Raw genomic sequence first — 24,106 nt, 5'->3', positions numbered from 1 at the left:
CTAGAGCCTCGGGCCACATGAGCAGGATCCTCCTTCACCTTCGCGGCATCGGCGTCACCTTCGGCGGGCGTCCCATTCTCGAGAATGCCGAACTGGCCGTGGCGGAGGGCGAACGCGTGGCGCTGGTCGGGCGCAATGGCTCGGGCAAGTCGACGCTCTTGAAGATCGCGGCAGGCATGATCGAGGCCGGCAAGGGCGAGCGCTGGGTGCAGCCCGGCGCCACGATCCGCTATCTGCCGCAGGAGCCGGACCTCTCCGCCTACAAGACCGTGTTGGACTATGTGGAATCAGGCCTCGGCCCGGCGGATGACCCGCACCGCTGCACCTATCTGCTGCGCGAACTTGGCCTCACCGGTGAGGAAGACCCCAAGCGCCTGTCCGGCGGCGAGATCCGCCGCGCGGCCATCGCCCGCACGCTGGCGCCGCAACCCGACGTGCTGCTGCTCGACGAGCCGACGAACCATCTCGACCTCCCGGCCATCGAATGGTTGGAAGCCGAACTCAAGTCGCTGCGCTCCGCCTTCGTGCTGATCAGCCATGACCGGCGCTTCCTGCAGTCGCTGACCAACCGCACGGTGTGGCTCGACCGAGGGGAATCGCGCCGCCTTGAGCGCGGCTTCGCCGGCTTCGAGACCTGGCGCGACGAGGTGCTGGCGAAGGAGGAGGCGGAGCAGGTCCTGCTCGCCAAGCGCATCGAGGCGGAGGAGCACTGGATGCGCTATGGCGTCACGGCGCGACGGAAGCGCAACATGCGCCGCGTCGACCTGCTCGCAACGCTGCGCAAGGAGCGCAAGGAACATGAGGGCCAGCAGGGGGCCGTGCGCATGGCCGCCACCTCGGGCGGCATGCCGGGCAAGCTGGTGGCGGAAGCCAAGGCCATGTCCAAGAGCTTCGGCGAAAGACCCATCGTCTCGAACCTCGATCTCCTCGTCATGCGCGGTGACCGGCTGGGTATCGCCGGCCCCAATGGCGCGGGCAAGACCACGCTCATCAAGCTATTGACCGGCGTGCTGGAGCCCGATTCCGGCGCCATCCGCCTCGGCACAAACCTGCAGACCGTCACGCTCGACCAGAGCCGCCAGAGCCTCGACCCCAACGCGACGCTGGCCGACGTCATCACCGATGGCCGCGGCAATTCCGTTACGGTCAATGGCGGGACCAAGCATGTGGTGAGCTACATGAAGGATTTCCTGTTCCCGCCGGACAAGGCGCGCACGCCCGTCAGCGTGCTGTCTGGCGGCGAGCGCGGCCGCCTCATCCTGGCGCGCGAACTGGCCAAGCCCTCGAACCTCCTGATCCTCGACGAGCCCACCAACGACCTCGACCTCGAGACGCTCGACATGCTGCAGGAGATGCTGGCGGATTACCCCGGCACCATCCTGCTGGTGAGCCACGACCGCGACTTCCTCGACCGCGTCGCCACCTCGGTGCTGATGGCCGAGGGCGATGGCAAATGGACCGAATATGCCGGCGGCTATTCCGACATGGTGACTCAGCGCGGCACCGGCGTCGAGGTCCGCAAGGCGAAGGCGGAGCCGGCGAAGGCGTCTTCCGCGCCGAAGGCAGAGGCCCCGCAGGCCCGGCGCAAGCTCTCCTTCAAGGAAAAGCACGCGCTGGAAACATTGCCGGCAACGATGAAGATGCTGGAAAACGAGATCGGCACGCTGGAAGCGAAGCTCGCCGATGCCTCGCTGTTCGCGCGCGATCCCAAGGCCTTCGACCGGGCGGCGTCCCGATTGACGGCGGCGCGCGATGAGCTGGCGAACTCGGAAGAGCAGTGGCTGGAACTCGAAATGAAGCGCGAGATGCTGGAGGGTTAAGGCGCTTTCTTCGCCTCCCTCACCACCCGCCGCCGCCCCCGCCGCCCCCGCCGCCGCCGGAGAACCCGCCACCGCCGCCGCCAGAGCCGGATGTCCTGCCAGGCGCCGTCGCCGCGGATGCCGCGCTTGATGCCAGGCCGCGCCCCAGGCTGTCTGTGAAGCCACCCGTGCGGCCATAGTCCCAGTTGCTGCCGGAATACCACGCGGGCGCTGCGGCACCCGCGGCCGCGGCTGCGGCCAGCACGGCTGCGAATTTGGCGTTCCACTCGTTCTCGCAGTCCAGCGCCAGCGCGTAAGGCAGGTAGCGCTCGAACAGCTCCGGCGTCTTATCCGGCGGATGCAGCACCTTGAGGCGTTCTTCCTCAGCGGTGGAGAGATAGAGGCGGAAGCCCTCGATCTGGTCCATCAGCTGGCGGCCCGATTGCGTTGGCGCGCGCAGCAGATGGTAGAAGATGACATTGAAGAGACCCAGCAGCACTGCGGCCGCCACCAGCGCATGCAGGCCGGGCGATCCGCCGCCCTGCAAGAAGATCATGGCCGGCGCGATGACGCCTGCGCCCGTAAAAGGAATGAGGAAGACCAGCGCGCCAAGCGAGGTGATCTTGGCCCATAGGCCCCGCGCCGCGAACAGGCCCTTGAAGCTGGCCCAGCCAATCGACAGCACCACGCCCCACCACACGCCCATCCAGCCAAAGGCGAACAGGCCCTGCATGCCGTCAGCACCCGGCATCAGGAAGGCGCCGGTGACGAGGCAGAGGACGGAGATCGCAAGGCCCACGGCAAACCAGCCGAGGTTCCTGAGGAAGGCCGTGCCCTCGAACTCGTTCGTCAACGCTCGGTCCAGCGCGCTGCGCGCGGCGCTGATGGAGGCATGGTTTGACTGCGTCAACGGCAAGCTGCCCGGGGGGAGTGCCACATAGAGCGCGTTCTCGGCGGCCGTCAGTGGCTCCTTGCCCGTGCCCGCCAGCTTGGTGATGGTGAAACTGCCGTCATCATCGGCGAGATTGAGGCGTCCCTTCACCGCCAGCCCCACCAGCGCCGCGGCGAAGCACTTATCATCCGCGCCGAAGCGGCTGACGTAGCGCAGCGCCGCGGGGCCGAGCCCCTTCGGCGGCGCGAAGAGCGGGATGATCGTGCCCTTGGGCGGGTCACGCCCCACCCTGTGCCAAGCGAAAAGGAAATAGAGCGCCGAGGCAAGTAGGCCCAGCGCCAGCGTGAAGAAGCCGGCATTGTCGGAGGCCCACCACACCCATTTCTGCGCATCCGACGGGGGCGCCACCAGACCCTTCTGCCAGGCCACGGCCACGGTGAAGCCCTGCTCCGGTTCCAGCGCCACGGTGGTTTCCGCCGTGAACACTTTGCCGCTCATGGACAGCACGCGGCTGTTGTTGTCGGTGGAGCGATAGCCGCCGGTGAACTCATCGTGCTGGATGATGCTGGCCCCCGGCGGCAGGGTGATGGTCACCCGCGCCAGGTCGATCGGAAACTCCCAGCCATTGCCGGTGACGTTCCAGTAGAGCTCGTCATAGTTGTCGAAGAAGCCGATCTGCCGGGTGGTGCGATAGCGAATCTCGTAGCGGTGCAGCGCGTTATCGAGCCAGACGTCCTTGTCGCCGATCTTGATGCGGATGCCGTTACTGAGCGATTCGAGAACATAGGGCTCATCGCGCCCGTTGCGCGTCACGCCGAGGACGTCGAGGCCGGCGATCACCCGCTGGCCGTTCGTGTCCGTATAGGTGGTGGGAAAGTCGCGGAAGATGCCGTGGTTGATCGCGTTGCCTTCGGATTTGACGGTGATGGTCTCCCGCACATCGATGGAGCCATCGGCATTCACCGTCACGAAACTGATGAAGCTCTGGATGCGCTCCTCGGCAATCGCCGGGGAGGCGAAGGCGAGCGCCAGAAGGACGACGGCGAGAAGCCGGCGCATCTCAGCGCTTCGTAAAGTCCACCTTCGGCGCCTCGCGCGCCGCGGCATCGCCGATCTCGAAGAACTCCGCCTTGCTGAAGCCGAACGGGCTGGCGATCAGATTGGTGGGGAAGCTCTCGATCATGGTGTTGAGGTTGCGCACCGCGCCGTTGTAGTAGCGCCGCGACATCTGGATCTCGTCCTCGATGCCGGAAAGCTTGTCCTGCAGGTCTCGGAAATTCGCGTCCGCCTTGAGCTGTGGATAGGCCTCGGCCACGGCGAAGAGCCTGCCCAGCGCGGCGCTCATCGCCTGGCCCACGGCGGATTGTTCCGCCACGGAACCGCCGGAGATCGACTTGGCCCTCAAATCCGCGATGTCGTGGAACAGCTTGTCCTCATGCGCGGCATAGCCCTTCACCGTCTCGATCAGGTTGGGGATCAGGTCGGCGCGGCGGCGGAGCTGCACGTCGATGCCGCTCCAGCCCTCGGCAACGAGATTCTTGTTCTTGACCAGCGCATTATAAGCCCAGACAAGATAGCCGCCGATGGCGACGATCAGTCCCAGAAGTCCATAGCCGAACATGCCCCTGTGCTCCCTGTCAGCGCCGCTGAGGACTATGAGGCCTCCGTCTCGCCGAGGCAAGACGGAGGCGCGCGCGCTTAAGATGATTCAGCCGTGAAGAAGGAGCGGATGACGTGCAGCGAGCTGCGCGATTTCAGGCAGATCATCCACTCCTCCATCTCTGTCGTCCAGTCCGGAATGGCGAGCACCGCCAGCCGCCCGTCGGGCGCGATCTCGCCTTGCGACATGATGGCAAGCCCCAGCCCCTGGGCCGCGGCCTCGCGCGCGGCCTCGCGGCTTTCGATCTCGATCGAGACCGACAGCGCCAGCCCGCGCTTCCGCGCCTCCTCCAGCAGCAGGCTGCGCGTCATCGAGCCTTCCTCGCGCACGATCAACGGCAGCTTGACGAGCTGCGCGAAGGTCATTTCCTTCAGCTTCGCAAGCCTGGAGCTGCGCTGCACCACGGCCACCAGCCGGTCGCTCCTGAGCTTCCGCGCGAGGAAGCCCGGCTCCGCCGGCCGCCCGGCAGTGATGGCGATGTCGATGGAGAAATCCTCCAAACGCCTCACCAGCTGCGCGGAATTGCCGGTGACGAGGCGCACCGACAGTTTCGGGTGCCTTACCCGGAAACGGGCGAGTTCCGGCAGGATGTGCACGGCGGCGTCCGCCCCGATGGTCAACTGACCTTCTTCCAGCGTGCGCCCGCGCGACAGCAGTTCCAGGGCCTGCGCCTCCGCCTCGAACTGGCGCTCGGCGATGGCGAAGAGCTTGCGGCCCATGCCGGTGAGCGCCACGCCCGAGGGGCTCCGCGTGAACAGCTGCACGCCATAGGTCTCCTCAAGCTTCCGCACATGGTCGGAGACGGCGGGCTGGGTCAGCCCCAAGGCCTCGGCCGCGCGCGAGAATCCGCCGTGCACGGCAACGGCGTGGAAGGCCTTTATTTGGGCATGTCGCATATCAGTCACACTTATGTGGCACATAAGAACATACGATTTGACTGATAGGGGTCAAGCGCTCATTTTCTGCTGCAGTTTCAAGAGGTCACCCCATGGACAAGCAGCCCCACCGTTTCGCTGGCCCCCCCGGCCAGGAAGACATGCCCTATCTCCTCACCCCTGGCCCGCTCACCACCTCGCGCGGCGTGAAGGCCGCGATGCTGGCCGACTGGGGCTCGCGCGATGTCGAGTTCCGGCGCGTGGTGTCGGAGATCCGCAAAGGCCTGCTCGGCCTCGCCGGCTGCAACGACTCCTATGAATGCGTCATCATGCAGGGCTCGGGCACCTTTGCCATCGAGGCGGCTCTCGGCGCCTTCTGCCCGAAAGCCGTGACCAAGACGCTGGTGGTCGTCAATGGCGCCTATGGCGACCGCGCCGCCGCCATTCTCTCGCACCTCGGCCGCCCGATGGTGAAGATCGACAAGGGCGACAGCGCCGCACCCAGCGCCGATGAGGTGGCCGCCGCGCTCGACGCCGATCCGGCGATCAGCCACGTCTGGATCGTTCATTGCGAGACGACCTCGGGTATCGTGAACCCGATCGAGGAGATCGCCCGGGCGGTGAAGGCCCGTGGCAAGACCTGCATGGTGGACGCCATGTCGTCCTTCGGCGCCATCGCGCTCGACATGGGCGCAGGCATAGACGTGATGGTATCATCCTCCAACAAGTGCATTGAGGGCGTGCCCGGCTTCTCCTATGCGCTGGCGAAGCGCGACATGCTTCAGGCCTCCAGGGGCATGAGCCATTCGGTGGTGCTCGATCTCCACGAACAGTGGAGGGGGCTGGAGACTAACGGCCAGTTCCGCTTCACGCCGCCCACCCATGCGCTCGTCGCCTTCCATCAGGCGATGAAGGAACACGCGGCGGAAGGCGGTGTCCCGGCGCGCGGCGCCCGCTACCGGAGGAATGCGCAGATTCTCATCAAGGGCATGCGCGACATGGGCTTCTCGACTCTGCTGCCCGACAACCAGGCGGGCCCCATCATCCAGACTTTCCTCACGCCCCGCGACAGGAACTTCCATTTCGAAACTTTCTACGAGGAGCTCCGCCGCCGCGGCTTCGCCATCTACCCCGGAAAGCTCACGAAGCGCCCGTCCTTCCGCATCGGCACCATCGGCAAGGTGGACGAGGCGGTGATGAACGGCGTGTTGAAGGCCATTAAGGAGGTTCTCACCAACATGATGGTCACCGACCTCGCACCGCTGGAAGGCTGATCTGGAATGCATGGCATGAAAACCGTCACCGTCAACGGCCGTAGCTACAACTGGCCGTCCGCCCCCCTCGTCGTCATCTGCTGCGACGGCTCCGAGCCCGCCTACATGGAGATCGCCATGGAGCAGGGACTGATGCCGAATCTGAAGCGCATCATCGCCAAGGGCGAGAACCGGCGCGGCCACTCGGTGATCCCGAGCTTCACCAACCCGAACAATCTCTCGATCGTCACCGGCCGCCCGCCCGCGGTGCATGGCATCTGCGGCAACTACCTCATCGACCCTGCCACCGGCCAGGAAACGATGATGAACGACCCCAAGTGGCTGCGCGCACCCACGATCTTCGAAGCTTTCCAGAAGGCGGGCGCCAAGATCGCGATGGTGACGGCGAAGGACAAGCTGCGCCTGCTCCTCGGCAAGGGCCTCGTCTTCGACGGCACCGCTGTCGCCTTTTCCTCCGAAAAGGCCAGCAAGGTGAACCTGAAGGACAACGGCATCGAAGACGTCTGTGGCCTGGTGGGCATGGGTGTGCCGGATGTTTACTCGGCGGAGCTTTCCGAGTTCGTCTTCGCGGCGGGCGTCAAGCTTTTGAAATCGATGAAGCCTGACCTCATGTATCTCTCCACCACCGACTACGTGCAGCACAAACATGCGCCGGGCTCGGAAGGCGCCAACCGCTTCTATGCCATGATGGACAAGTACCTGGGTGAACTTGACGCCAGCGGCGCCATCATCGTCATCGTCGCCGACCACGGCATGAAGGACAAGCATCTCGCCAATGGCGAGCCCGACGTGCTGTACCTCCAGGACGTACTCGACGCCAAGTTTGGCGCGGGCAAGACGAAAGTCATCCTGCCGATCACCGACCCTTATGTGGTGCATCACGGGGCGCTGGGCAGCTTCGCCACCGTCTATGCCTATGGTCCGGACCTGAAGGAGATAATGGCGTTGATTTCCAACCAACCTGGCATTGACGCCGTGCTCGGCAAAAAGGACGGCTGCGCCCGCTTCGAGCTGCCGGAGGACCGGATGGGTGACATCATCGTCGTCTCCGGCGGCCCCAAGGGCTCCAAGGTCATTGGCGCATCGCGCGGCAAGCACGACCTCTCGGGGCTGAACGAGCCGCTGCGCTCGCATGGCGGGCTCACCGAGCAGGAGATCCCGGTGATCGCCAACCGCAAATTCAAGGACGCGCCCGCACAGCTGCGCAATTTCGATGCCTTTGCGCTGGGCTGCAACAACATAGTGGAGGCCTGAACATGAACGTCGCTGCAAGCAAGCGCCCCATCATCAAGGAAACCATGCGCATCGGCGGCAGACATGTCGATGCCGAGGGCGTTGTCCCGGTTCATTATCCGTATACGAATGAAATCATCGGCACAGTGCCCGCCGGCACTGCGGCGCACGCGGCCAGGGCCTTCGAGATCGCCCGCAACTACAACCCCAAGCTCACCCGCTACGAGCGCCAGCAGATCCTGTTCCGCACGGCGGAACTCATCAAGTCGCGCAAGGACCAGCTCTCGGACCTCATCACACTGGAGCTCGGCCTCTCCAAGAAGGACTCGCTCTACGAGGTGGGCCGCGCCTACGACGTTTATTCGCTGGCGGGCCAGCTCTGCATCCTTGATGACGGCCAGATATTCTCCTGCGACCTCACGCCCCAGGGCAAGCCGCGCAAGATCTTCACCAAGCGCGAGCCGGTGGGCGTCATCTCCGCCATCACGCCCTTCAACCACCCGCTCAACATGGTGTCGCACAAGGTGGCCCCGGCGATCGCCACGAACAACTGCGTGGTCGCCAAGCCCACGGAGCTGACGCCCCTCACCTGTGTTGCACTTGCGGATATCCTCTACGAGGCCGGCCTGCCGCCGGAGATGTTCCAGGTCGTCACCGGCTGGCCCGATGACATCGGCGACGAGATGGTGACGAATGCCAACATCGACATCATCACCTTCACCGGCGGTGTGCGCGTCGGCAAGATCATTGCCGCCAAGGCAGGCTACAAGCGCGCGGCGCTTGAACTGGGCGGGAATGATCCGCTGATCATCCTTGACGATCTCCCGGACGCGGACCTCGACAAGGCGGCGGAACTCGCCGCGGCCGGCGCCACGCGCAACTCCGGCCAGCGCTGCACCGCGGTCAAGCGCATTCTGGTGCAGGAGCGTGTTGCCGACAGATTCGTCGAGAAGGTGCTGGCAAGGGCCAAGGCCATCAAGTTCGGCGACCCGATGAACCCCGACACCGACCTCGGCACCGTCGTGCACGAGCTTGCCGCCAAGACCTTCGAGAACCGCGTCCACAAGGCGGCCGGGCAAGGGGCCAAGATCCTCTACAACCCCGGCCGCCAGGGTGCGCTGTTGCCGCCCATCACCGTCGACTTCGTGCCGCACCAGTCGGAACTCGTCTTCGAGGAGACCTTCGGCCCCATCATCCCCATCGTCCGCGTGCCGAACGACGATGCCGAGGTCATCAAGATTTCGAACTCGACGCCCTTCGGCCTCTCGTCCGGCGTGTGCACCAACAATCTCTCGCGCATCACCAAGTTCATCGAGGGTCTGAACGTCGGCACGGTGAACATCTGGGAAGTGCCGGGCTACCGCATCGAAATGTCGCCCTTCGGCGGCATCAAGGACTCCGGCAACGGCGTGAAGGAAGGCGTCATGGAGGCCATGAAGTTCTTCACCAACGTGAAGACGTGGTCGCTGCCCTGGCCGCAGTGAAGGGCGGGCCGAATCCGGGCGGCGCGCCCGCCGGGCCGGGAAAAATATTCACAATATCAATCAGCAGACCCCTTGCATAGCACATCATAGGAAGAAAAGCAAGTAGGATTTTACACCGAAATCGATATATTTTCACGCCAGCCCCCCGGCGTTCAGGACCTGGCGGATGGAGTTGACGGTTTTCTCAACGATTTCCTGCAGTTCCGCATCCGACGCGTTGTAGGGCGGCGCCAGGATCACCACGTCGCCGTTGATCCCGTCGACATTCCCGCCCACGGGGTAGCAGATCAGGCCGTTGTCGAAGGCCTGCTGTCTGATCTTCATGAACAGCTTGTGCCCGCCCGGAAAGGGCGTCTTGCGCTCGCGGTCCGCCACCAGCTCCAGGGCCTGGAAATAGCCCCGCCCCCGAATGTCGCCCACCGCCTCGATGTCCTTTGTCGCCTCCGCCAGCATGGCGCGGAACTGCGGGGCCTTGGTCTTCACGCGTTCGACGAGTTTCTCGCGCTCCACGATCTTCTGCACGGCGACGCCCGCGGCACAGCAGGCGGTGTGGGCGGTGAAGGTGTGGCCCGTCATCGGCGCGCCATGCCGCTCGTGGATCGCATCGGCCACCTTGTCATTGTAGATGGCCGCTCCCAGCGGCAGGTAACCCGCGGCGAGGCCTTTGGCGACCGACATGATGTCGGGCTCCACGCCATCCTGCTCCAGCGCGCGCCAGGCGCCGGTGCGGCCCGCGCCGCACATGACCTCGTCGGAGATCATGATCACGCCGTATGTGTCGCAAATCTCGCGCACCCGCTTGGCATAGCCCTTGGGGGCAGGCACGCAGCCGCCCGCGGCGCCCACCACAGGTTCGAAGATGAAGGCGCAGACATTCTCTGGCCCCACGCGCAGGATCTCGTCTTCCAGTTCCTTCGCACCTGCCTCGCCCACCGTGTCCGGCGTCGAGCCGGCAATGGGCCGGTAGGCATTGACCGGCGACAGGCGCGAGACGTCGAGCAGCGAGCCCTCGAAGGCGCGCTTACGCTCGAGGAAGCCCGAGACGGAGAGTGCCCCCAGCGTGTTGCCGTGCCAGGAGCGCTCGCGGGCAATGAAGCGGCGGCGGCTCATCTCGCCCCGCGCGGCGTGATATTGCAACGCCAGCTTGAGGCAGGACTCCACGGCCTCGGAGCCGCCGGTCACATAGACCATGTTGTTCAGAGTGCCGCCGCAGCGTTTGCGGACGATCCCGGTCAGTTCTTCGAGAGCGCCGGAGGTGAAGTTGTAGCGATAGCCATGGGCGATGCGGTCGAGCTGGCTGGCGATTGCGGCATTCACCTCCTCGTTCGAATGCCCGATGCAATAGACAGCCGGACCGCCGGAGCCGTCGATATACTGCTTGCCGTTCACATCATAGACGTAGGCGCCCTTGGCCCAGGCGACTTTCGGCAGGTCGCCGGTGGAGTGGATATGCTCGGGAAGGACGGAGGGCATGGTGGCTAAGCCTTGCTTTGCTGTGAACGCTCGCCCAAAGTCCTAGCAGCAAAACAACAGGTGCGGCAAACCGGTGATCACCGTCTTCGACGACATGCAACGCTCCCATGCACCGCGCGAGTTCATCGTCTCGGGCAAGCCGCAGCCAATCCCCGAGCGGCCCGAGCGCATCGGCATGCTGATGGAGGGCGTGCACCGCCTCGGTGGCCCGGTCGTCGCGCCCCCTGAAATCTCAAGTGACACCATCGCGCTGGTGCACGAGCGGCGTTACATCCAGTTCCTGTCCACCGTGTGGGAGCGCTGGAAGCGCCTGGCCGGCGCGGCGGAAACGCCCGTCGCCAATGTCTTCGCGCTGGGCCGCCCGAGCCTGCCGCCGGCGCATTATCCTGACAGCGTGGTGGGCCAGTGCGGCTGGCATCTGGGCGACGGCTCCGCCCCCATCACGGCGCAGACCTGGGCAGCGGCGCGAGCCAGTGCGGCGACAGCCGCGCATGGTGCGAAGCTGGTGCTGGAAGGCGAGCGCATCGCCTATGCGCTGTGCCGTCCGCCCGGCCACCATGCGGCGGCCGACGTGGCCGCAGGGTTCTGCTACGTCAATAACGCGGCGCTGGCCGCCGCACTGTTTACGCAGGCCGGCAAGCGCACGGCCATTCTCGATATTGATGTGCACCACGGCAACGGCACGGAGGCGATCTTCTATGACCGTGCTGACGTGCTCACCATATCGCTGCACGCGCACCCGAAGCGCTTTTACCCCTTCTTCTGGGGCTATGCGGAGGAGGTGGGGCGCGGTGAGGGCGAAGGCTTCAACCTCAACCTGCCGATGGAGCGTGGCACGACGATCAAGCCATATCTCGCCTCGCTCGAAGTTGCGCTGAAGCGCATTGCCGCTTTCGGCGCGGAGGCCGTTGTGGTTGCCGCGGGTCTCGACATCGCGGTCGACGATCCGTTCGAGGGCTTCGCAATCCAGACGGCGGAGTTCGCCGAGATCGGCCGTCACATCAGGACGCTGCGGCTGCCCATGCTGGTGGTGCAGGAGGGGGGCTATCCCTCGCCCAACCTGGGCCTCAACCTCGAACAGCTGTTGAAGGGCCTCTCTCCATGAGCCTTGCCGTGCGGCCGATGCATGCGGATGAGGCGGAAGCCGTGGCGGGCATGGTGCGCGGCCTCGCGGAGCACATCGGCACGGATTTCGTGCCGGCGCTGACCGGCGGGAAACTGCGCAGTGCGGCCGGTCTCATCGACGTGGTCGTCGCCGATGACGGCGGCCGGCTGATCGGCGCCTGCCTCGGCCTCATGACCTTCTCCACCTGGCGCGGCGCGCCGGGGCTCTATGTCGTCGATCTCTTCGTGCTGCCGGAGGCCCGGGGGCGCAATGTGGGGCTGGACCTGCTGCGTTGCTCCGCCCGGCGCTTCGCAGGCCGCGGCGCAAGCTTCATCAAGCTCGAGGTGGACGAGACCAACGTTGGCGCCGGGCGCTTTTATGCGCGGCTCGGCTTCAGCAAGAAGGCGGAAGACAGGCTCCACATTCTGGAGCAGGATAAGTTCATGGAATTCGTGGGAGGACAGTCATGACCATCAAGCGCGTCGGCCTCATCGGGGTGGGCCTCATGGGCCACGGCATCGGCAAGAACATTCTCGAAAAGGGCTATGAGCTCACCGTGATGGCGCACCGGAACCGCGCCCCGATCGACGATCTCGTGGCCAGGGGCGCGCATGAGCGCAATAACCCGCTCGCCGTGGCGAAGGACTCGGACCTCGTGATCCTCTGCGTCACCGGCACGCCGCAGGTGGAGCATATTGTGCATGGCGAGTATGGGCTCATCAACGCCGTGCGGCCGGGCTTCGTCATCGCCGACTGCTCGACGGCGGAGCCGGATTCGACAAAGCGCCTCGCCGCCGATGTCGAGGCCAAAGGCGGCCACTTCGTCGATACCCCGATGACGCGCACCCCCAAGGAGGCCGAGGCCGGCAAGCTGGGGCTGATGACGGGCGGACCGCAAGAGGTAATGGCGCAGATCCGCCCGGTGCTGGACTGTTTTGCCGACACCATCGTCCATGCCGGCCCCGTGGGTTCCGCGCACCAGCTGAAGCTCATCAATAATTTCCTGTCAATCTGCCATGCGGCGGTGGCGGCGGAGGCGATCACGGTTGCCGCCAAGGCGGGCGTCGACATGCAGGCGCTGAAGGACATCGTCATGTCGGGCGGCGCCAATTCGGTGATGTTCGGCCGCCTCATCAACGTGCCGCTGGCCGATGACGACAGCCACGCCAAGTTCGCCATTCGCAATGCGAGGAAGGACCTGCGCTACTACACCAACATGACGGAGGAGCTGCCGGTCACCTCCTTTCTCGCCGAAACAGCGCACCAGATCACCGTGATGGCCGACAACATGGGCTATGGCGAGCGCTTCATCCCGCGCCTCATCGATGTGTTGATGAAGGTGAACGGTGTGAAGCCGTGAGTCCGTTTTCGCTCGAAGGCCGCGTGGCGTTCGTCACCGGCGCCTCGCGGGGCCTGGGCTTCGCCATGGCCAAGGCCCTCGCCGGCAATGGCGCGACCGTCATCGTCAATGCCCGCACGCAGGGTGAACTCGACGCAGCGGCGGCGAAGATCGGCGCGGAGGCGCTGGCCTTTGACGTGACGGACCCGATGGCGGCGCGTGCCGCTCTCGAAGGCATTGCGGCGCGCCATGGCAAGCTCGACATTCTCGTCAACAACGCCGGTATCCAGCACCGCCGCCCCATCGCCGACTGGGAGGACGCGGATTTCGACCGGGTTGTCAGCGTCAACCTGTCCTCCTGCTTCCGGCTGGCGCGCGATGCCGTGCGGCTGATGCTGCCGAACAAGCATGGCCGCATCGTCAACATCGGGTCCATCGCGGGGATTCTCGCGCGGCCGACGATTCATGCCTATGTGGCGGCGAAGGCGGGGCTGCATGGCCTCACCCGATCGATGGCGGCCGAGCTCGGGCGCTCGGGCATCACGGTCAACGCCATAGCGCCGGGCTATTTCGCGACGGAATTGAACACCGCGCTGCTCGAGGACAAGGTGTTCAATGCCTGGGTCGAGGGACGAACGCCGGCCGGGCGCTGGGCGAAGCCCGAGGAGCTGGGAGGCGCCGTGGTATTCCTCGCATCGGATGCGGCGGCTTACGTGAACGGCCACGTGCTGGCGGTGGATGGCGGGTTGTCGGTGACGATGTGAGCATCCTCACGCCGCCGGCGTCCTGCCCTCCAGAATCTCGGCGAATTTCGGCATGTCGATGTTGCCGCCGGAGAGGATGACGCCCACGCGCTGGCCCTTCATCCTGTCGCGCTCCTGCATCAAGGCTGCGAGCGGCGCGGCGCCGGCGCCCTCGGCGATGGTGTGGCAGCAGCGGAAATAAAGGCGCACGGCCCCGGCGATCTCTTCGTCGCTCACCGTGACGATGCGGTCCACGCCCTCGTGGATGTGGGCGAAGGCCTCGGGGTTGACGACGCGCACGGCCATGCCGTCCGCGAAGGTCGAAGCCGTGTTGGTGGAGATGGGCTTGCCCGCCGCGAAGGAGAGAGCCACGGCATTCGCGCCTTCCGCCACCACGCCGATCACCCGGGTCTTGAGCCCCAGCATGTCGCGCGCCGCAAGGGCGCCGACGATGCCGGAGCCCATGCCGATGGGCACATAGACGGCATCGAGTTCGCCTGCCGCGCGGAACAGCTCATGGGCATAGGTGGTGACACCCATGACGAGTTCCTTGCCGAAGGATGGGATGAAGCCGAGGCCGCGCTCCCTGGCGATCTCCATCGCCGTCTCGCGCGCCGCGTCGAAGTCGTGGCCGGTCTCGATCAGCTCGGCGCCGAGCGCGCGCATGGCGGCGTTTTTCTCAGGCGAGTTACCGATGGGGCAGACGATGGTGGAGCGGATGCCGACGCGGGCCGCAGCGAAGGGGATGGACTGGCCATGATTGCCGCGCGTCGCGGTGATGACGCCATTGGTCTCGCCGCGTTCCTTCCGGAGCGTCATATGGACCAGGCCGCCCCTGACCTTGAAGGCGCCGGTGGGTGTGTGGTTCTCGTGCTTCACCCAGGCTTCGCAGCCGGTGGCCTCCTTCAACAGGGGCCAGGCGTATTGCGGGGTGGGCGGCATGGCCGCATAGACAATGCGGCTGGCCTGTTCGAGCTCGCCGGCGGTGTAGATCGGCTGGGACATGGGGGCGAGTAAGGCCGATCATCCCGCGGCGGTCAACCTTGACTTAGGCCCCACCGCATGTTTCGTGCCCCTGAATTGCAGGAATCACACGAGGTTTCAGGATGACAATGGCCTTCATCTTCCCCGGCCAGGGCAGCCAGGCGGCCGGCATGGGCAAGGCGCTGGCCGGGAACTTCGCCGCCGCCCGTGCCGTCTTTGAGGAGGTCGATCAGGCGCTGGGCCAGAAGCTCTCGACGCTGATCTGGGAGGGCCCGGAGGCCGACCTTACCCTCACCGAGAATGCCCAACCCGCGCTGATGGCCGTCTCCATGGCGGTGGTCCGCGTGCTCGAGACGGAGCACGGCATCACCGTTGCCAATGCGGCGAAGTTCGTGGCGGGGCACTCGCTCGGCGAGTATTCGGCGCTGGCTGCCGCGGGCACCTTCACGCTGGACGATGCGGCGCGCCTCCTTAGGACGCGCGGCCAGGCGATGCAGAGTGCTACCCCCGCCGGCACCGGCGCCATGGCGGCGCTGCTGGGGCTCGATTTCGCCACTGCCGCCGCCGCCGCAGCCGAAGCCGCACAGGGCGAGGTGTGCCAGGCGGCCAATGACAACAGCGACGGGCAAGTGGTCGTCTCCGGCACAAAGGCCGCCGTCGAGCGCTGTGCCGGGATCGCCAAGGCCAAGGGCGCCAAGCGCGCGGTGATGCTCAACGTCGCCGCCCCCTTCCACTGCACGCTGATGCAGCCTGCGGCCGATGTGATGGCCGAAGCGCTGTCAAAGGTTGCGATGAAGGCGCCGGTGGTGCCGGTGGTGGCGAATGTCGGCGCAGCGCCGCTGACCGACCCTGCCGCGATCCGCGACAGCCTCGTCGCCCAAGTCACCGGAATCGTGCGCTGGCGCGAGTGCGTTGCTTACATGGCGGCCCATGGCGTCACGCGCTTCTACGAGATCGGCGCCGGCAAGGTGCTGACGGGCCTGTCGAAGAAGAACGCGCCGGAGGCCGCGGCCTTCGCCATCAACTCAGCCGAAGACATCGCCGCAGCGGCAGCCCAGATCAAAGGATGAGCACCATGTTCGATTTGACCGGAAAGACCGCCCTCGTCACCGGCGCCACGGGCGGCATTGGCGCGGCGATCGCCAAGGTGCTGTACAAGGCGGGGGCCACCGTCGCCATCTCCGGCACGCGCGCCGCTGTGCTGGAGGAGCTGAAGGCAGAGCTCGGGGCCGAGCGCGTCTTCGTGCTGCCGTGCAATCTCTCCGATGCCGCGGCTGTGGAGAAGCTGGTGCCAGAGGCGGAATCCGCCATGGGCTCGCTCGACATTCTCGTCAACAATGCCGGCATCACCAGGGACGGGCTTGCGATGCGGATGAAGGATGAGGACTGGTCGGCGGTGATCGACGTGAATCTCACCGCCTCCTTCCGTCTGGCCCGCGCCGCGATGCGCGGCATGATGAGGAAGCGCTGGGGCCGCATCGTCAACATCACCTCCGTGGTGGGCGTCACCGGCAATCCGGGACAGGCGAATTACGTGGCCTCAAAAGCCGGCGTCATCGGCCTCACCAAGTCGCTGGCGCAGGAGCTTGCCGCGCGCAACGTCACGGTGAATGCCGTGGCGCCGGGCTTCATCGCCACGCCGATGACGGATGTGCTGAACGGCAAGCAGAAGGAAGCAATTCTCGGCCGCGTTCCGGCCGGAAAACTCGGCGCGCCCGATGACGTGGCGGCGGCGGTGCTCTATCTCGCGTCCAACGAGGCGGGCTACGTGACCGGTCAGACGCTGCATGTCAATGGCGGCATGGCGATGATCTGAGACGTAACGTCTTTTCCCCGCTTCGCGCGCTAGAAGCATGATCCGCAAAAGTTGAACCGACTCTTGCGATAAGATCATGCTCAAGTTTTCGATCTGGCGCATGTTCTTATCGATTAAGCGATTCCGCTTAATCGGAACATGCGTGAGGACGAGAACCTTCATCTCTCCAGCACCAGCACGTCGAGTTTCGATTCGTACTGAGGTGAGGGGAACAGAAAGACGAGCTTGTTCTTGCCGCGGCGCTCGACCACGGCGACCTGGTTCTCTTTTGCGTCCTGGCCATAGACGCGCGGCTTTTCGCCGGTGACGTAGCCAGCGCCCAGATACGCGAGCCGGTTTGACGAAAGAGTATAGAACATGCCCTTGGTGCGCTGCGAGCCCGTGAGTTTTTCGAACTGCCAGCCGGTGCCGTCCTCGCTGATGCGGCAGGTAAACCATGGATAGACGGTGAGCGGCAGGGCGCCGCCGGCTTTGATGCTGCGGCACTTCCAGTTGCCAGTGGGGTCATAGGCTTCGGCCAGCGGCAGGGGTTTGCCGGCCAGCGCCGCGTCGAGGATGGCCACGTCCTCGTCCGATCCGCCAGAGCGGGCTTCCGCCAGCGCCGAGGCGATGCTGGCGTCACGCTTCGCAAGGCGGTCTTTGTCGAATGGCGTCAAGCGCTTGTCGAGAGTGCCGTCAGCCACCGCCAGCGATGTTGCGGTTGCGAAAACAAGAAGGCTGAAAATGATCTTGCGCATGGTGGCAGGCTGCCCAACCCCTGTGCCGGACGCAACCCCCGGCTCGGCCGCCGAGGCGCGGTTTCACCAAGCCCCCTTTTGACGTGCCCGCGAATTGTGCTAGGGAAACCGGCGGCGCGGGGGGCTGCAGGGGGTCCTGCTGGCTTGCCGGACACGATAAATCAAGCAAGGACGAAATGACAATGAGTGATGTTGCTGAGCGGGTGAAGAAGATCGTCGTCGAGCATCTCGGCGTTGACGCCGAGAAGGTGAAGGCGGAAGCGAGCTTCATCGACGACCTCGGCGCTGACAGCCTCGATAACGTCGAGCTGGTCATGGCCTTCGAGGAAGAGTTCGGCATCGAGATTCCCGATGACGCCGCCGAGTCGATCCAGACCGTGGGCGATGCCGTGAAGTTCATCGAAAAGAGCGCCGCCTGATCGCTGCGCCGTGCCGCGCCACGGGCGCGGCCACCTGAAGTTTCTGCGCGGAGGCAGGCTAAGAGACGGGCCTGCCGCCGCGTTTTCGCATAGAAAGGGCATTGCATGCGGCGTGTCGTCGTCACTGGACTCGGTATGGTTTCCCCCCTCGCCTGCGGCGTTGAGGAGACCTGGACCCTGCTCCTCGCGGGCCACTCGGCCGGTGGCAGGATCACCCGTTTCGACGCCTCCGACATGGCCTGCCAGATCGCCTGCGAGTTGCCGCGTGGCGACGGCACAAATGGCACCTTCAATCCCGAACAGTGGATGGACCCCAAGGAGATACGCCGCTACGACGACTTCCTCGTCTACGCCATGGCCGCAGCCAAGCAGGCGATGAGGGATTCAGGCGTCGAACTCAAGACCGAGGACGAGAAGTATCGCGCCGGCGCGCTGATCGGATCCGGAATCGGCGGGCTTTCCAACATCGCCGACACAACGACGCTGATGAACGAGAAGGGGCCCCGCCGCATCAGCCCGTTCTTCATTCCGGGTTCGCTGATCAACCTTGCGTCCGGCCTCGTCTCCATCGAATTCGGCCTTAAGGGCCCGAACCATGCGGTGGTCACCGCCTGTTCGACAGGCTCTCATGCCATCGGCGATGCGGCGCGCCTCATCGCGCTCGATGATGCCGACATCATGGTGGCGGGCGGTGCGGAATCGGCGATCTGCCGCATCGGTATCGGCGGCTTCATCGCCTGCAAGGCGCTGGCCACCAAGTTCAACGATGCGCCGCAGAAGGCCTCGCGCCCCTATGACAGGGACCGCGACGGTTTTGTGATGGGCGAGGGCGCGGGCGTCGTCGTGCTCGAGGAGCTCGATCATGCGAAGGCGCGCGGCGCCAGAATCTATGCCGAGATCGTGGGCTACGGCATGTCGGGCGATGCCTATCACGTGACGGCGCCCTCCTCCGACGGCGACGGCGCATTCCGCTGCATGACCAATGCGCTGAAGCGCGCTGGACTGCAGGCGCATGAGATCGATTATGTGAACGCCCATGGCACCTCGACCCCGTTGGGCGACGAGATCGAGCTGCGCGCCGTCGAACGCCTCATGGGCAACCGCACGGCGGAACTCACCATGTCGTCCACCAAGTCGTCGATCGGGCACCTTCTGGGCGCGGCGGGCGCGGTGGAGGCGATCTTCTCGATCCTCGCCATCCGCGACAATGTCGCGCCGCCCACCATCAACCTCGACAATCCCTCCGTGGAGACGCGCATCGACCTTGTGCCCAAGGTGGCGAAGAAGAAAGAGATTAACACAGTTCTGTCGAATTCCTTTGGTTTTGGTGGTACCAACGCTTCACTTATCATGCGCCGCTTTGCGGCCTGAGCAGCAGGGGATACGGGTTGCCGGTACTGCAGCCAAGCGTGAAGTTTCCTAAGCCGCGCCCTGTCAGGCAGCGGCGTTCGGCGATTTCACGCGTGCTGGGCTGGACCTTCCTGCTGCTGTTCGCCGGGGCGGCGTTTTCCGCCGTTGCAGGCTTTTATGCCTATAATGAATTCACCGCCCCCGGGCCGCTCGATGCCGGCAAGGTGGTTGTGGTGGAGCCTGGACAGTCTGTTGCGCAGATAGGCGAAGCGCTGCAGCGGAGCGGCGTGGTGTCCGATGGCCTCCTGTTCGCGCTGATGGCGCAGATCACCGGACAGCGATCGCGGCTCAAGGCCGGGGAATATGCCTTCGCCAAGGGAGCGACTATGGCCGAGGCAATGGCGCTCATCGCCAGCGGCAAGGCCGTTACCTACAAGATCTCGGTTCCCGAAGGCTTCACCAGCCAGATGGCGGTGGAACGCGTCAATGCCAGCGAGGTGCTGGCGGGCGATCCCGTGCCGGCGCCGCCCGAGGGCTCGATCCTGCCGGACACCTATGTGTTCCGCCGCGGCATGACGCGCCAGAAGCTTGTGCAGGACATGCAGGACGCGCAGGCCAGGCTGCTTGAAGAACTCTGGGCCAAGCGCAAGCCCGTGCCGGTGATCGAAACGCCGGAACAGGCGGTGACGCTGGCCTCGATCGTGGAAAAGGAAACGTCCCGGGCGGATGAGCGGCCGGTGATCGCCTCGGTGTTCATCAACCGCCTCGAGAAAGGCATGAGGCTGCAGTCCGACCCGACGATCATCTATGGCATCGCCGGCGGCAAGGGGCGGCTCGACCGTCCGCTCTCTAAGGCCGACATCGACGGCGATACGCCCTACAACACCTACCGCATCAAGGGCCTGCCGCCCGGGCCCATCGCCAATCCCGGCCGCGCCGCGCTGGAGGCTGTGCTGAACCCCGAGGAGACGGACAAGCTCTATTTCGTGGCGGACGGCAGCGGCGGCCATGCCTTTGCGGCAACGCTGGAGGAACACAATCGTAACGTGAAGGCCTGGCGGAAGATCGCCAGCGCGGCGGATGCCGGCGAGCCAGACGCCCCCGCGCCCCCCGCGGCGGATGGCACAGCGCCCGCAACCATTCCGGCGCCGGACGCCCCGGCCACCCCGGCCACCCAGGTGCCGCTGGCGGACGTGGTGCCCGAGCCGGAGGCGGCGGCCGGCAGCATGCCCGGCACGCCCCCCGCAGCATCCGAAACCGCCGCGCCTGCGGCCCCGCCCGCCGCCCCAACCGTCCCTGCGGATCAAGTCCCGAAGCCGCAGACAAAACTGCCGTCGGCCACGGCGTCTAAGTCGGCAGCGCCGGCCACACCGGGGGTGGCGCCGAAGCCGGGCACTGTGCTGATGGTGAACGGGCGCAAGACGGTCATCCCCCGGCTCCGCCCCTGAGGCGTTTCCCCTCCGCCGGAAACGTTCTAATGCTTCCCCACTGATTCACTTTCAGGGATGGATCGATGCCCATTTCCAGCATGACCGGATTTGCCCGCGCCTCGGGCGAGCGACAGGGGCTGTTCTGGCAATGGGAAATCAAGAGCGTGAACGGCAAGGCGCTGGACGTGCGCCTCAAGATGCCGGCCGGTTTCGAGGCGCTGGAAACGCCGGTGCGCGCGGCGCTGGCCTCGGCCTTCAGACGCGGCAATCTGCAGGTGTCGCTTTCGGTCAGCGGTCAGATGGGCCGTGAGACGGTGCGCCTCAACCAGGAGATTCTCGAGCGTCTGGTGGAAGCGGGAGAGTCGCTGCGTGACCGCATCGGCGGCGAGCCGTTGCGCGCCGACGCGCTGCTCACCATCAAGGGCGTGGTGGAGGTGACCACCGAGCCGGAAGCCGAGGGCGAGGCGGAGGCCCGCAACGCCGCCATGCTCGCAAGCTTCGATGACGCGCTCAAGGCCCTCGCCGCCGCAAGGCGTGAGGAGGGTGACCGCCTCCATGCCATCGTATCCGCCCAGGTGCAGCGCATCGCCGGACTGGCCGATGCGGCGTGGCGCAACCCATCGCGCACGCCTGAAGCAATCCGCGCGCGGCTTGCCGGGCAGGTGCAGCGCCTCATGGAGACGGGCGCCACGCTCGACCCTGACCGGCTGCACCAGGAGGCGGTGATCGCCGCGGCACGCGCCGACATCCAGGAAGAACTCGACCGGCTTGCCTCGCATGTCGAGGCCGCGCAGGCATTGCTCGCGTCGAATGACGCCGTGGGCCGCAAGTTCGATTTCCTGGCGCAGGAGTTCAACCGCGAGGCCAACACCCTGTGCTCGAAGGCCTTCGACCGTTCACTCACCGCAATCGGCCTCGACCTCAAGACCGTCATCGACCAGCTCCGCGAGCAGGTCCAGAATATCGAGTGAAGAACCCATCATGACCGTCATTCCCCGCCGCGGCCTGCTGCTCGTGATGTCGTCTCCTTCGGGGGCCGGCAAGACCACGCTGTCACGCCGCCTGCTGGCCGCCGATGCCAACATCACCATGTCGGTCTCCGTCACGACGCGCGCGCCCCGTCCGGGCGAGGTGGACGGCAAGGACTATCACTTCATCAGCCACGAGGAGTTCGGCCGCCTGCGCGACCGGGGCGAGCTTCTCGAATATGCCGAGGTCTTCGGCAATTTCTACGGCACGCCGAAGCGCCCCGTCGTCGAGGCGCTGCAGGCGGGCCGCGACGTGCTGTTCGACATCGACTGGCAGGGCACCCAGCAGCTGGGTGCCGCGATGGAGGAGGACCTGGTGCGCGTCTTCATCCTGCCGCCCTCGGCGGATGAGCTGCGCGACAGGCTGATCGGCCGCGCCCAGGATTCAAGTTCCACCGTGGCCAAGCGCATGGCCAAGGCGGCGGATGAGATCAGCCACTGGCCGGAATACGATTATGTCATCGTCAACGACGACATCGATGTGGCCCATGCCGAAATCGAGGCGATCCTCAAAGCCGAACGCCTGAAGCGGAGGCGGCGCGTGGGGCTCAACGATTTCGTCCGCCGGCTGACAAAAGGGCTATAGGGAGTCCTTCTCCCATCGGCTTTGTAAACGGAAGAAGCACCTGCGGTTATGTCCTGAGTCTGGCCGCCAGCCTTGCAAAGTCCTCCACCGGCAATTGTTCGGCCCTGAGCTGCGGGTCGATGCCGAGGTCCCGCAACATGGCTTCCGGTTCGGGCACAAGGCTTTTCAGGCTTGCCCGCAGCATCTTGCGGCGCTGGCCGAAGGCGGCGGCGGTGACGCGTTCCAGCACGTCGAGGCGGCATTGGGGTTCGGGCTTCGGCTTAGGAATGAGCTGCACGATTGACGACGTCACCTTGGGGGGCGGGGTGAAGGCGGAGCGGTTGACGTCGAACAGCTTCCTTGCCGTGGCGCGATACTGGCAGAGCACCGAGAGGCGGCCGAAGTCCTTGCCGCCGGGCCTGGCCACGATGCGCTCGGCCACTTCTTTCTGGAACATCAGGGTGAGCTGCTCGTAGAAGGGCGGCCAGGCTTCGCCCGCGATCCAGCCGACGAGCAGCGGTGTCGCAATGTTGTAGGGCAGGTTGGCGACGATCTTGGCGGGCTTGCCGTCCGCGAGCCTCGCGTAATCCGTCTCCAGCGCATCGCCGGGGATGACGGTGAGCCGGTCCGGCCAGGCAGCCGAGATATCGGCGAGTGCCGCCAGCGCGCGGCCGTCGCGCTCGATGGCAATGACCTTTGTGGCGCCCTCCATCAGCAGCGCGCGGGTGAGGCCGCCGGGGCCTGGGCCGACCTCGATCACGGTGAAACCTTCGAGCGGGCCCGCGGCGCGCGCGATGCGGCGGGTGAGGTTGAGGTCGAAGAGAAAATTTTGCCCGAGCGCCTTCTTGGCGGCCAGCCCATGGCGAGCGATCACCTCGCGCAAGGGCGGCAGCCCGTCCCCGCTCACGCCGCGGCCTTGCGCATCTGGGCGGCGAGGCGGATTGCGGCGATGAGGCTCTTCGGGTTTGCGGTGTGCGTGCCGGCAATGCCCAGCGCCGTGCCATGGTCCGGCGAGGTGCGGATGAAGGGAAGCCCGAGGCTCACATTGATGCCGCCGTGGAAGTCCAGCGTCTTCACCGGGATCAACGCCTGATCGTGATACATGCAGAGGACCGCGTCATAAGCGGCACGCGCCTCGGCGTGGAAGGCGGTATCGGCGGAGAGCGGACCCAGCACATGGAACCCCTCTGCGCGCAGCGTGTCGATGGCGGGGCGAATCACCTCGATCTCCTCGCGGCCCATGGCGCCGTTCTCGCCGGCATGGGGGTTGAGGCCGGTAAAGGCAAGCCGCGGCTTCGCGATGCCGAAATAGCGTGCAAGGCCATGCGCCGTCACGCGGGCCTGGCCGAGAATCGCCTCCCGCGTGAGCTGAGCGGGCACGTCCTTCAGCGGGATGTGCACCGTCACCGGAATGGCGCGCAGGCCGTCCGCCACAAGCATCATCACCTCCTGCACGGGCTGTCCGTGGCGGGCGGAGAGGTGCGCAAGGTAATCCGTGTGGCCCTGGTGGCGGAAGCCCGCGCCATAGAGAGCTTCCTTCTGGATCGGGTTCGTGACGATGCCGCCCGCTGCGCCGCTGAAGGCCATGTCCACCGCTTCATCGATGGCGGCGATCACCTGCGGCGCCGTGCCGTGCGCGATGAGTCCGGGCGTGGGGTGTACGGCCAGGGGCCTGTGCAGCACCGGCAGGGCGGCGGCGAACGCCGCCCCGGCCTCCCCCGGTGTCGCAATTTCGGCGATGGCGAGCCCCGGATTGCGGCTCCGCCAATAGGTGGCGTCGCCCAGCAGGGCGAAGGCGCAGGCGGGTTCTTGCCGCAGTGCTGCCCAGGCGGCGGCGGTGATCTCCGGCCCGACGCCCGCCGGTTCACCGGAGGTGAGGATAAGCGGACCCGTCATCGCG

Annotated in this window: 23 protein-coding genes; 15 read left to right on the top strand and 8 right to left on the bottom strand. The window is 65.8% G+C overall.

Annotation, left to right across the window (positions count from 1 at the left end; genetic code table 11):
• The first annotated feature begins 17 nt into the window (after positions 1-17).
• Positions 18-1,820 (top strand): ATP-binding cassette domain-containing protein, encoded by a 1,803-nt coding sequence (locus tag IOC82_RS11570; protein ID WP_290546348.1) that lies wholly within the window; start codon positions 18-20, stop codon positions 1,818-1,820.
• Between the two features lie 19 nt (positions 1,821-1,839).
• Here the strand turns inward: IOC82_RS11570 and IOC82_RS11565 are convergent, their stop codons facing one another.
• The 3 genes from IOC82_RS11565 to IOC82_RS11555 form a co-directional block, all read right to left on the bottom strand.
• A complete protein-coding gene (locus tag IOC82_RS11565) occupies positions 1,840-3,750 on the bottom strand; it encodes a DUF2207 domain-containing protein (RefSeq protein ID WP_290546347.1) in 1,911 nt (636 codons plus the stop codon).
• Between the two features lies 1 nt (position 3,751).
• Positions 3,752-4,312 carry a LemA family protein gene (locus IOC82_RS11560; protein WP_290546346.1) on the bottom strand — a complete coding sequence of 187 codons (561 nt, stop codon included), beginning with the start codon at positions 4,310-4,312 and terminating at the stop codon, positions 3,752-3,754.
• Positions 4,313-4,389: 77 nt separating this feature from the next.
• Positions 4,390-5,247 carry a LysR substrate-binding domain-containing protein gene (locus tag IOC82_RS11555; protein WP_290546345.1) on the bottom strand — a complete coding sequence of 286 codons (858 nt, stop codon included), beginning with the start codon at positions 5,245-5,247 and terminating at the stop codon, positions 4,390-4,392.
• Between the two features lie 92 nt (positions 5,248-5,339).
• Between IOC82_RS11555 and IOC82_RS11550 the strand changes: the two genes are divergently transcribed.
• Genes IOC82_RS11550 through phnY form a run of 3 tightly spaced genes read left to right on the top strand, consistent with a single transcriptional unit; the run spans position 5,340 to position 9,217 of the window.
• Complete coding sequence (locus tag IOC82_RS11550; RefSeq protein WP_290546344.1) at positions 5,340-6,500, top strand: 2-aminoethylphosphonate--pyruvate transaminase; 1,161 nt, start codon at positions 5,340-5,342, stop codon at positions 6,498-6,500.
• Between the two features lie 6 nt (positions 6,501-6,506).
• Positions 6,507-7,754, top strand: a complete 1,248-nt coding sequence (gene phnA / locus IOC82_RS11545; protein ID WP_290546343.1) for a phosphonoacetate hydrolase — start codon at positions 6,507-6,509, stop codon at positions 7,752-7,754.
• Between the two features lie 2 nt (positions 7,755-7,756).
• On the top strand, positions 7,757-9,217 hold the full coding sequence (gene phnY / locus IOC82_RS11540) for a phosphonoacetaldehyde dehydrogenase (protein WP_290546342.1): 1,461 nt from the start codon (positions 7,757-7,759) through the stop codon (positions 9,215-9,217).
• A 132-nt stretch (positions 9,218-9,349) separates the two neighbouring features.
• Here the strand turns inward: phnY and IOC82_RS11535 are convergent, their stop codons facing one another.
• Entirely contained in the window at positions 9,350-10,690 is a 1,341-nt protein-coding gene (locus IOC82_RS11535) for an aspartate aminotransferase family protein (RefSeq protein ID WP_290546341.1), read from the bottom strand.
• Between the two features lie 73 nt (positions 10,691-10,763).
• Between IOC82_RS11535 and IOC82_RS11530 the strand changes: the two genes are divergently transcribed.
• The 4 genes from IOC82_RS11530 to IOC82_RS11515 are packed head-to-tail and all read left to right on the top strand — an operon-like array spanning position 10,764 to position 13,898.
• Positions 10,764-11,795 (top strand): histone deacetylase family protein, encoded by a 1,032-nt coding sequence (locus tag IOC82_RS11530; protein ID WP_290546340.1) that lies wholly within the window; start codon positions 10,764-10,766, stop codon positions 11,793-11,795.
• The gene (locus tag IOC82_RS11525; protein WP_290546339.1) at positions 11,792-12,265 is read left to right on the top strand and encodes a GNAT family N-acetyltransferase; all 474 of its coding nucleotides are present in this window, start codon (positions 11,792-11,794) and stop codon (positions 12,263-12,265) included. Before IOC82_RS11530 ends, IOC82_RS11525 begins: the two co-directional genes overlap by 4 nt.
• Entirely contained in the window at positions 12,262-13,155 is an 894-nt protein-coding gene (locus IOC82_RS11520; protein WP_290546338.1) for an NAD(P)-dependent oxidoreductase, read from the top strand. Before IOC82_RS11525 ends, IOC82_RS11520 begins: the two co-directional genes overlap by 4 nt.
• Complete coding sequence (locus tag IOC82_RS11515; RefSeq protein WP_290546337.1) at positions 13,152-13,898, top strand: SDR family oxidoreductase; 747 nt, start codon at positions 13,152-13,154, stop codon at positions 13,896-13,898. The genes IOC82_RS11520 and IOC82_RS11515 overlap by 4 nt, the downstream gene beginning before the upstream one ends.
• Positions 13,899-13,904: 6 nt before the next feature.
• Here IOC82_RS11515 and IOC82_RS11510 read toward each other — a convergent pair whose 3' ends face one another.
• The gene (locus tag IOC82_RS11510; protein ID WP_290546336.1) at positions 13,905-14,882 is read right to left on the bottom strand and encodes a threonine dehydratase; all 978 of its coding nucleotides are present in this window, start codon (positions 14,880-14,882) and stop codon (positions 13,905-13,907) included.
• A 101-nt stretch (positions 14,883-14,983) separates the two neighbouring features.
• Between IOC82_RS11510 and fabD the strand changes: the two genes are divergently transcribed.
• Together fabD and fabG are read left to right on the top strand one after the other, a co-directional pair.
• Positions 14,984-15,931, top strand: a complete 948-nt coding sequence (fabD, locus tag IOC82_RS11505; RefSeq protein ID WP_290546335.1) for an ACP S-malonyltransferase — start codon at positions 14,984-14,986, stop codon at positions 15,929-15,931.
• Between the two features lie 5 nt (positions 15,932-15,936).
• The gene (gene fabG / locus IOC82_RS11500; RefSeq protein WP_290546334.1) at positions 15,937-16,677 is read left to right on the top strand and encodes a 3-oxoacyl-[acyl-carrier-protein] reductase; all 741 of its coding nucleotides are present in this window, start codon (positions 15,937-15,939) and stop codon (positions 16,675-16,677) included.
• A gap of 158 nt (positions 16,678-16,835) precedes the next feature.
• Here fabG and IOC82_RS11495 read toward each other — a convergent pair whose 3' ends face one another.
• Positions 16,836-17,414, bottom strand: coding sequence for a DUF4893 domain-containing protein (locus IOC82_RS11495; RefSeq protein WP_290546333.1), 579 nt, complete (start codon positions 17,412-17,414; stop codon positions 16,836-16,838).
• A 182-nt stretch (positions 17,415-17,596) separates the two neighbouring features.
• Here IOC82_RS11495 and IOC82_RS11490 point away from each other — a divergent pair, with 182 nt between their 5' ends.
• The 5 genes from IOC82_RS11490 to gmk all read left to right on the top strand — a co-directional run bounded on the left by IOC82_RS11490 (position 17,597) and on the right by gmk (position 22,227).
• Entirely contained in the window at positions 17,597-17,833 is a 237-nt protein-coding gene (locus IOC82_RS11490; protein ID WP_290546332.1) for an acyl carrier protein, read from the top strand.
• Positions 17,834-17,938: 105 nt separating this feature from the next.
• Positions 17,939-19,204 (top strand): beta-ketoacyl-ACP synthase II, encoded by a 1,266-nt coding sequence (gene fabF, locus IOC82_RS11485; RefSeq protein ID WP_290546331.1) that lies wholly within the window; start codon positions 17,939-17,941, stop codon positions 19,202-19,204.
• 38 nt (positions 19,205-19,242) lie between these two features.
• The gene (mltG, locus tag IOC82_RS11480; RefSeq protein ID WP_290546330.1) at positions 19,243-20,631 is read left to right on the top strand and encodes an endolytic transglycosylase MltG; all 1,389 of its coding nucleotides are present in this window, start codon (positions 19,243-19,245) and stop codon (positions 20,629-20,631) included.
• Positions 20,632-20,696: 65 nt separating this feature from the next.
• Positions 20,697-21,584, top strand: a complete 888-nt coding sequence (locus IOC82_RS11475; RefSeq protein WP_290546329.1) for a YicC/YloC family endoribonuclease — start codon at positions 20,697-20,699, stop codon at positions 21,582-21,584.
• Between the two features lie 10 nt (positions 21,585-21,594).
• A complete protein-coding gene (gene gmk, locus IOC82_RS11470) occupies positions 21,595-22,227 on the top strand; it encodes a guanylate kinase (RefSeq protein WP_290546328.1) in 633 nt (210 codons plus the stop codon).
• A 46-nt stretch (positions 22,228-22,273) separates the two neighbouring features.
• Here gmk and rsmA read toward each other — a convergent pair whose 3' ends face one another.
• Both rsmA and pdxA read right to left on the bottom strand, forming a co-directional pair.
• Positions 22,274-23,113, bottom strand: coding sequence for a 16S rRNA (adenine(1518)-N(6)/adenine(1519)-N(6))-dimethyltransferase RsmA (rsmA, locus tag IOC82_RS11465; protein WP_290546327.1), 840 nt, complete (start codon positions 23,111-23,113; stop codon positions 22,274-22,276).
• Positions 23,110-24,102, bottom strand: coding sequence for a 4-hydroxythreonine-4-phosphate dehydrogenase PdxA (gene pdxA, locus IOC82_RS11460; RefSeq protein ID WP_290546326.1), 993 nt, complete (start codon positions 24,100-24,102; stop codon positions 23,110-23,112). The genes rsmA and pdxA overlap by 4 nt, the downstream gene beginning before the upstream one ends.
• Positions 24,103-24,106 lie beyond the last annotated feature (4 nt).

Source organism: Aestuariivirga sp., from assembly GCF_020252395.1.
In the GTDB taxonomy this organism is placed as follows: domain Bacteria; phylum Pseudomonadota; class Alphaproteobacteria; order Rhizobiales; family Aestuariivirgaceae; genus Aestuariivirga.
The sequence above is the reverse complement of the archived record's forward strand: the minus strand, read 5'-3'. Positions and strand labels throughout refer to the sequence as shown.

Coding starts and splice junctions, on each gene's coding strand:
- IOC82_RS11570 (WP_290546348.1), top strand. CDS start 18: ATGAGCAGGATCCTCCTTCACCTTCGCGGCATCGGCGTCACCTTCGGC.
- IOC82_RS11565 (WP_290546347.1), bottom strand. CDS start 3,750: ATGCGCCGGCTTCTCGCCGTCGTCCTTCTGGCGCTCGCCTTCGCCTCC.
- IOC82_RS11560 (WP_290546346.1), bottom strand. CDS start 4,312: ATGTTCGGCTATGGACTTCTGGGACTGATCGTCGCCATCGGCGGCTAT.
- IOC82_RS11555 (WP_290546345.1), bottom strand. CDS start 5,247: ATGCGACATGCCCAAATAAAGGCCTTCCACGCCGTTGCCGTGCACGGC.
- IOC82_RS11550 (WP_290546344.1), top strand. CDS start 5,340: ATGGACAAGCAGCCCCACCGTTTCGCTGGCCCCCCCGGCCAGGAAGAC.
- phnA (WP_290546343.1), top strand. CDS start 6,507: ATGCATGGCATGAAAACCGTCACCGTCAACGGCCGTAGCTACAACTGG.
- phnY (WP_290546342.1), top strand. CDS start 7,757: ATGAACGTCGCTGCAAGCAAGCGCCCCATCATCAAGGAAACCATGCGC.
- IOC82_RS11535 (WP_290546341.1), bottom strand. CDS start 10,690: ATGCCCTCCGTCCTTCCCGAGCATATCCACTCCACCGGCGACCTGCCG.
- IOC82_RS11525 (WP_290546339.1), top strand. CDS start 11,792: ATGAGCCTTGCCGTGCGGCCGATGCATGCGGATGAGGCGGAAGCCGTG.
- IOC82_RS11520 (WP_290546338.1), top strand. CDS start 12,262: ATGACCATCAAGCGCGTCGGCCTCATCGGGGTGGGCCTCATGGGCCAC.
- IOC82_RS11510 (WP_290546336.1), bottom strand. CDS start 14,882: ATGTCCCAGCCGATCTACACCGCCGGCGAGCTCGAACAGGCCAGCCGC.
- fabD (WP_290546335.1), top strand. CDS start 14,984: ATGACAATGGCCTTCATCTTCCCCGGCCAGGGCAGCCAGGCGGCCGGC.
- fabG (WP_290546334.1), top strand. CDS start 15,937: ATGTTCGATTTGACCGGAAAGACCGCCCTCGTCACCGGCGCCACGGGC.
- IOC82_RS11495 (WP_290546333.1), bottom strand. CDS start 17,414: ATGCGCAAGATCATTTTCAGCCTTCTTGTTTTCGCAACCGCAACATCG.
- IOC82_RS11490 (WP_290546332.1), top strand. CDS start 17,597: ATGAGTGATGTTGCTGAGCGGGTGAAGAAGATCGTCGTCGAGCATCTC.
- fabF (WP_290546331.1), top strand. CDS start 17,939: ATGCGGCGTGTCGTCGTCACTGGACTCGGTATGGTTTCCCCCCTCGCC.
- IOC82_RS11475 (WP_290546329.1), top strand. CDS start 20,697: ATGCCCATTTCCAGCATGACCGGATTTGCCCGCGCCTCGGGCGAGCGA.
- gmk (WP_290546328.1), top strand. CDS start 21,595: ATGACCGTCATTCCCCGCCGCGGCCTGCTGCTCGTGATGTCGTCTCCT.
- pdxA (WP_290546326.1), bottom strand. CDS start 24,102: ATGACGGGTCCGCTTATCCTCACCTCCGGTGAACCGGCGGGCGTCGGG.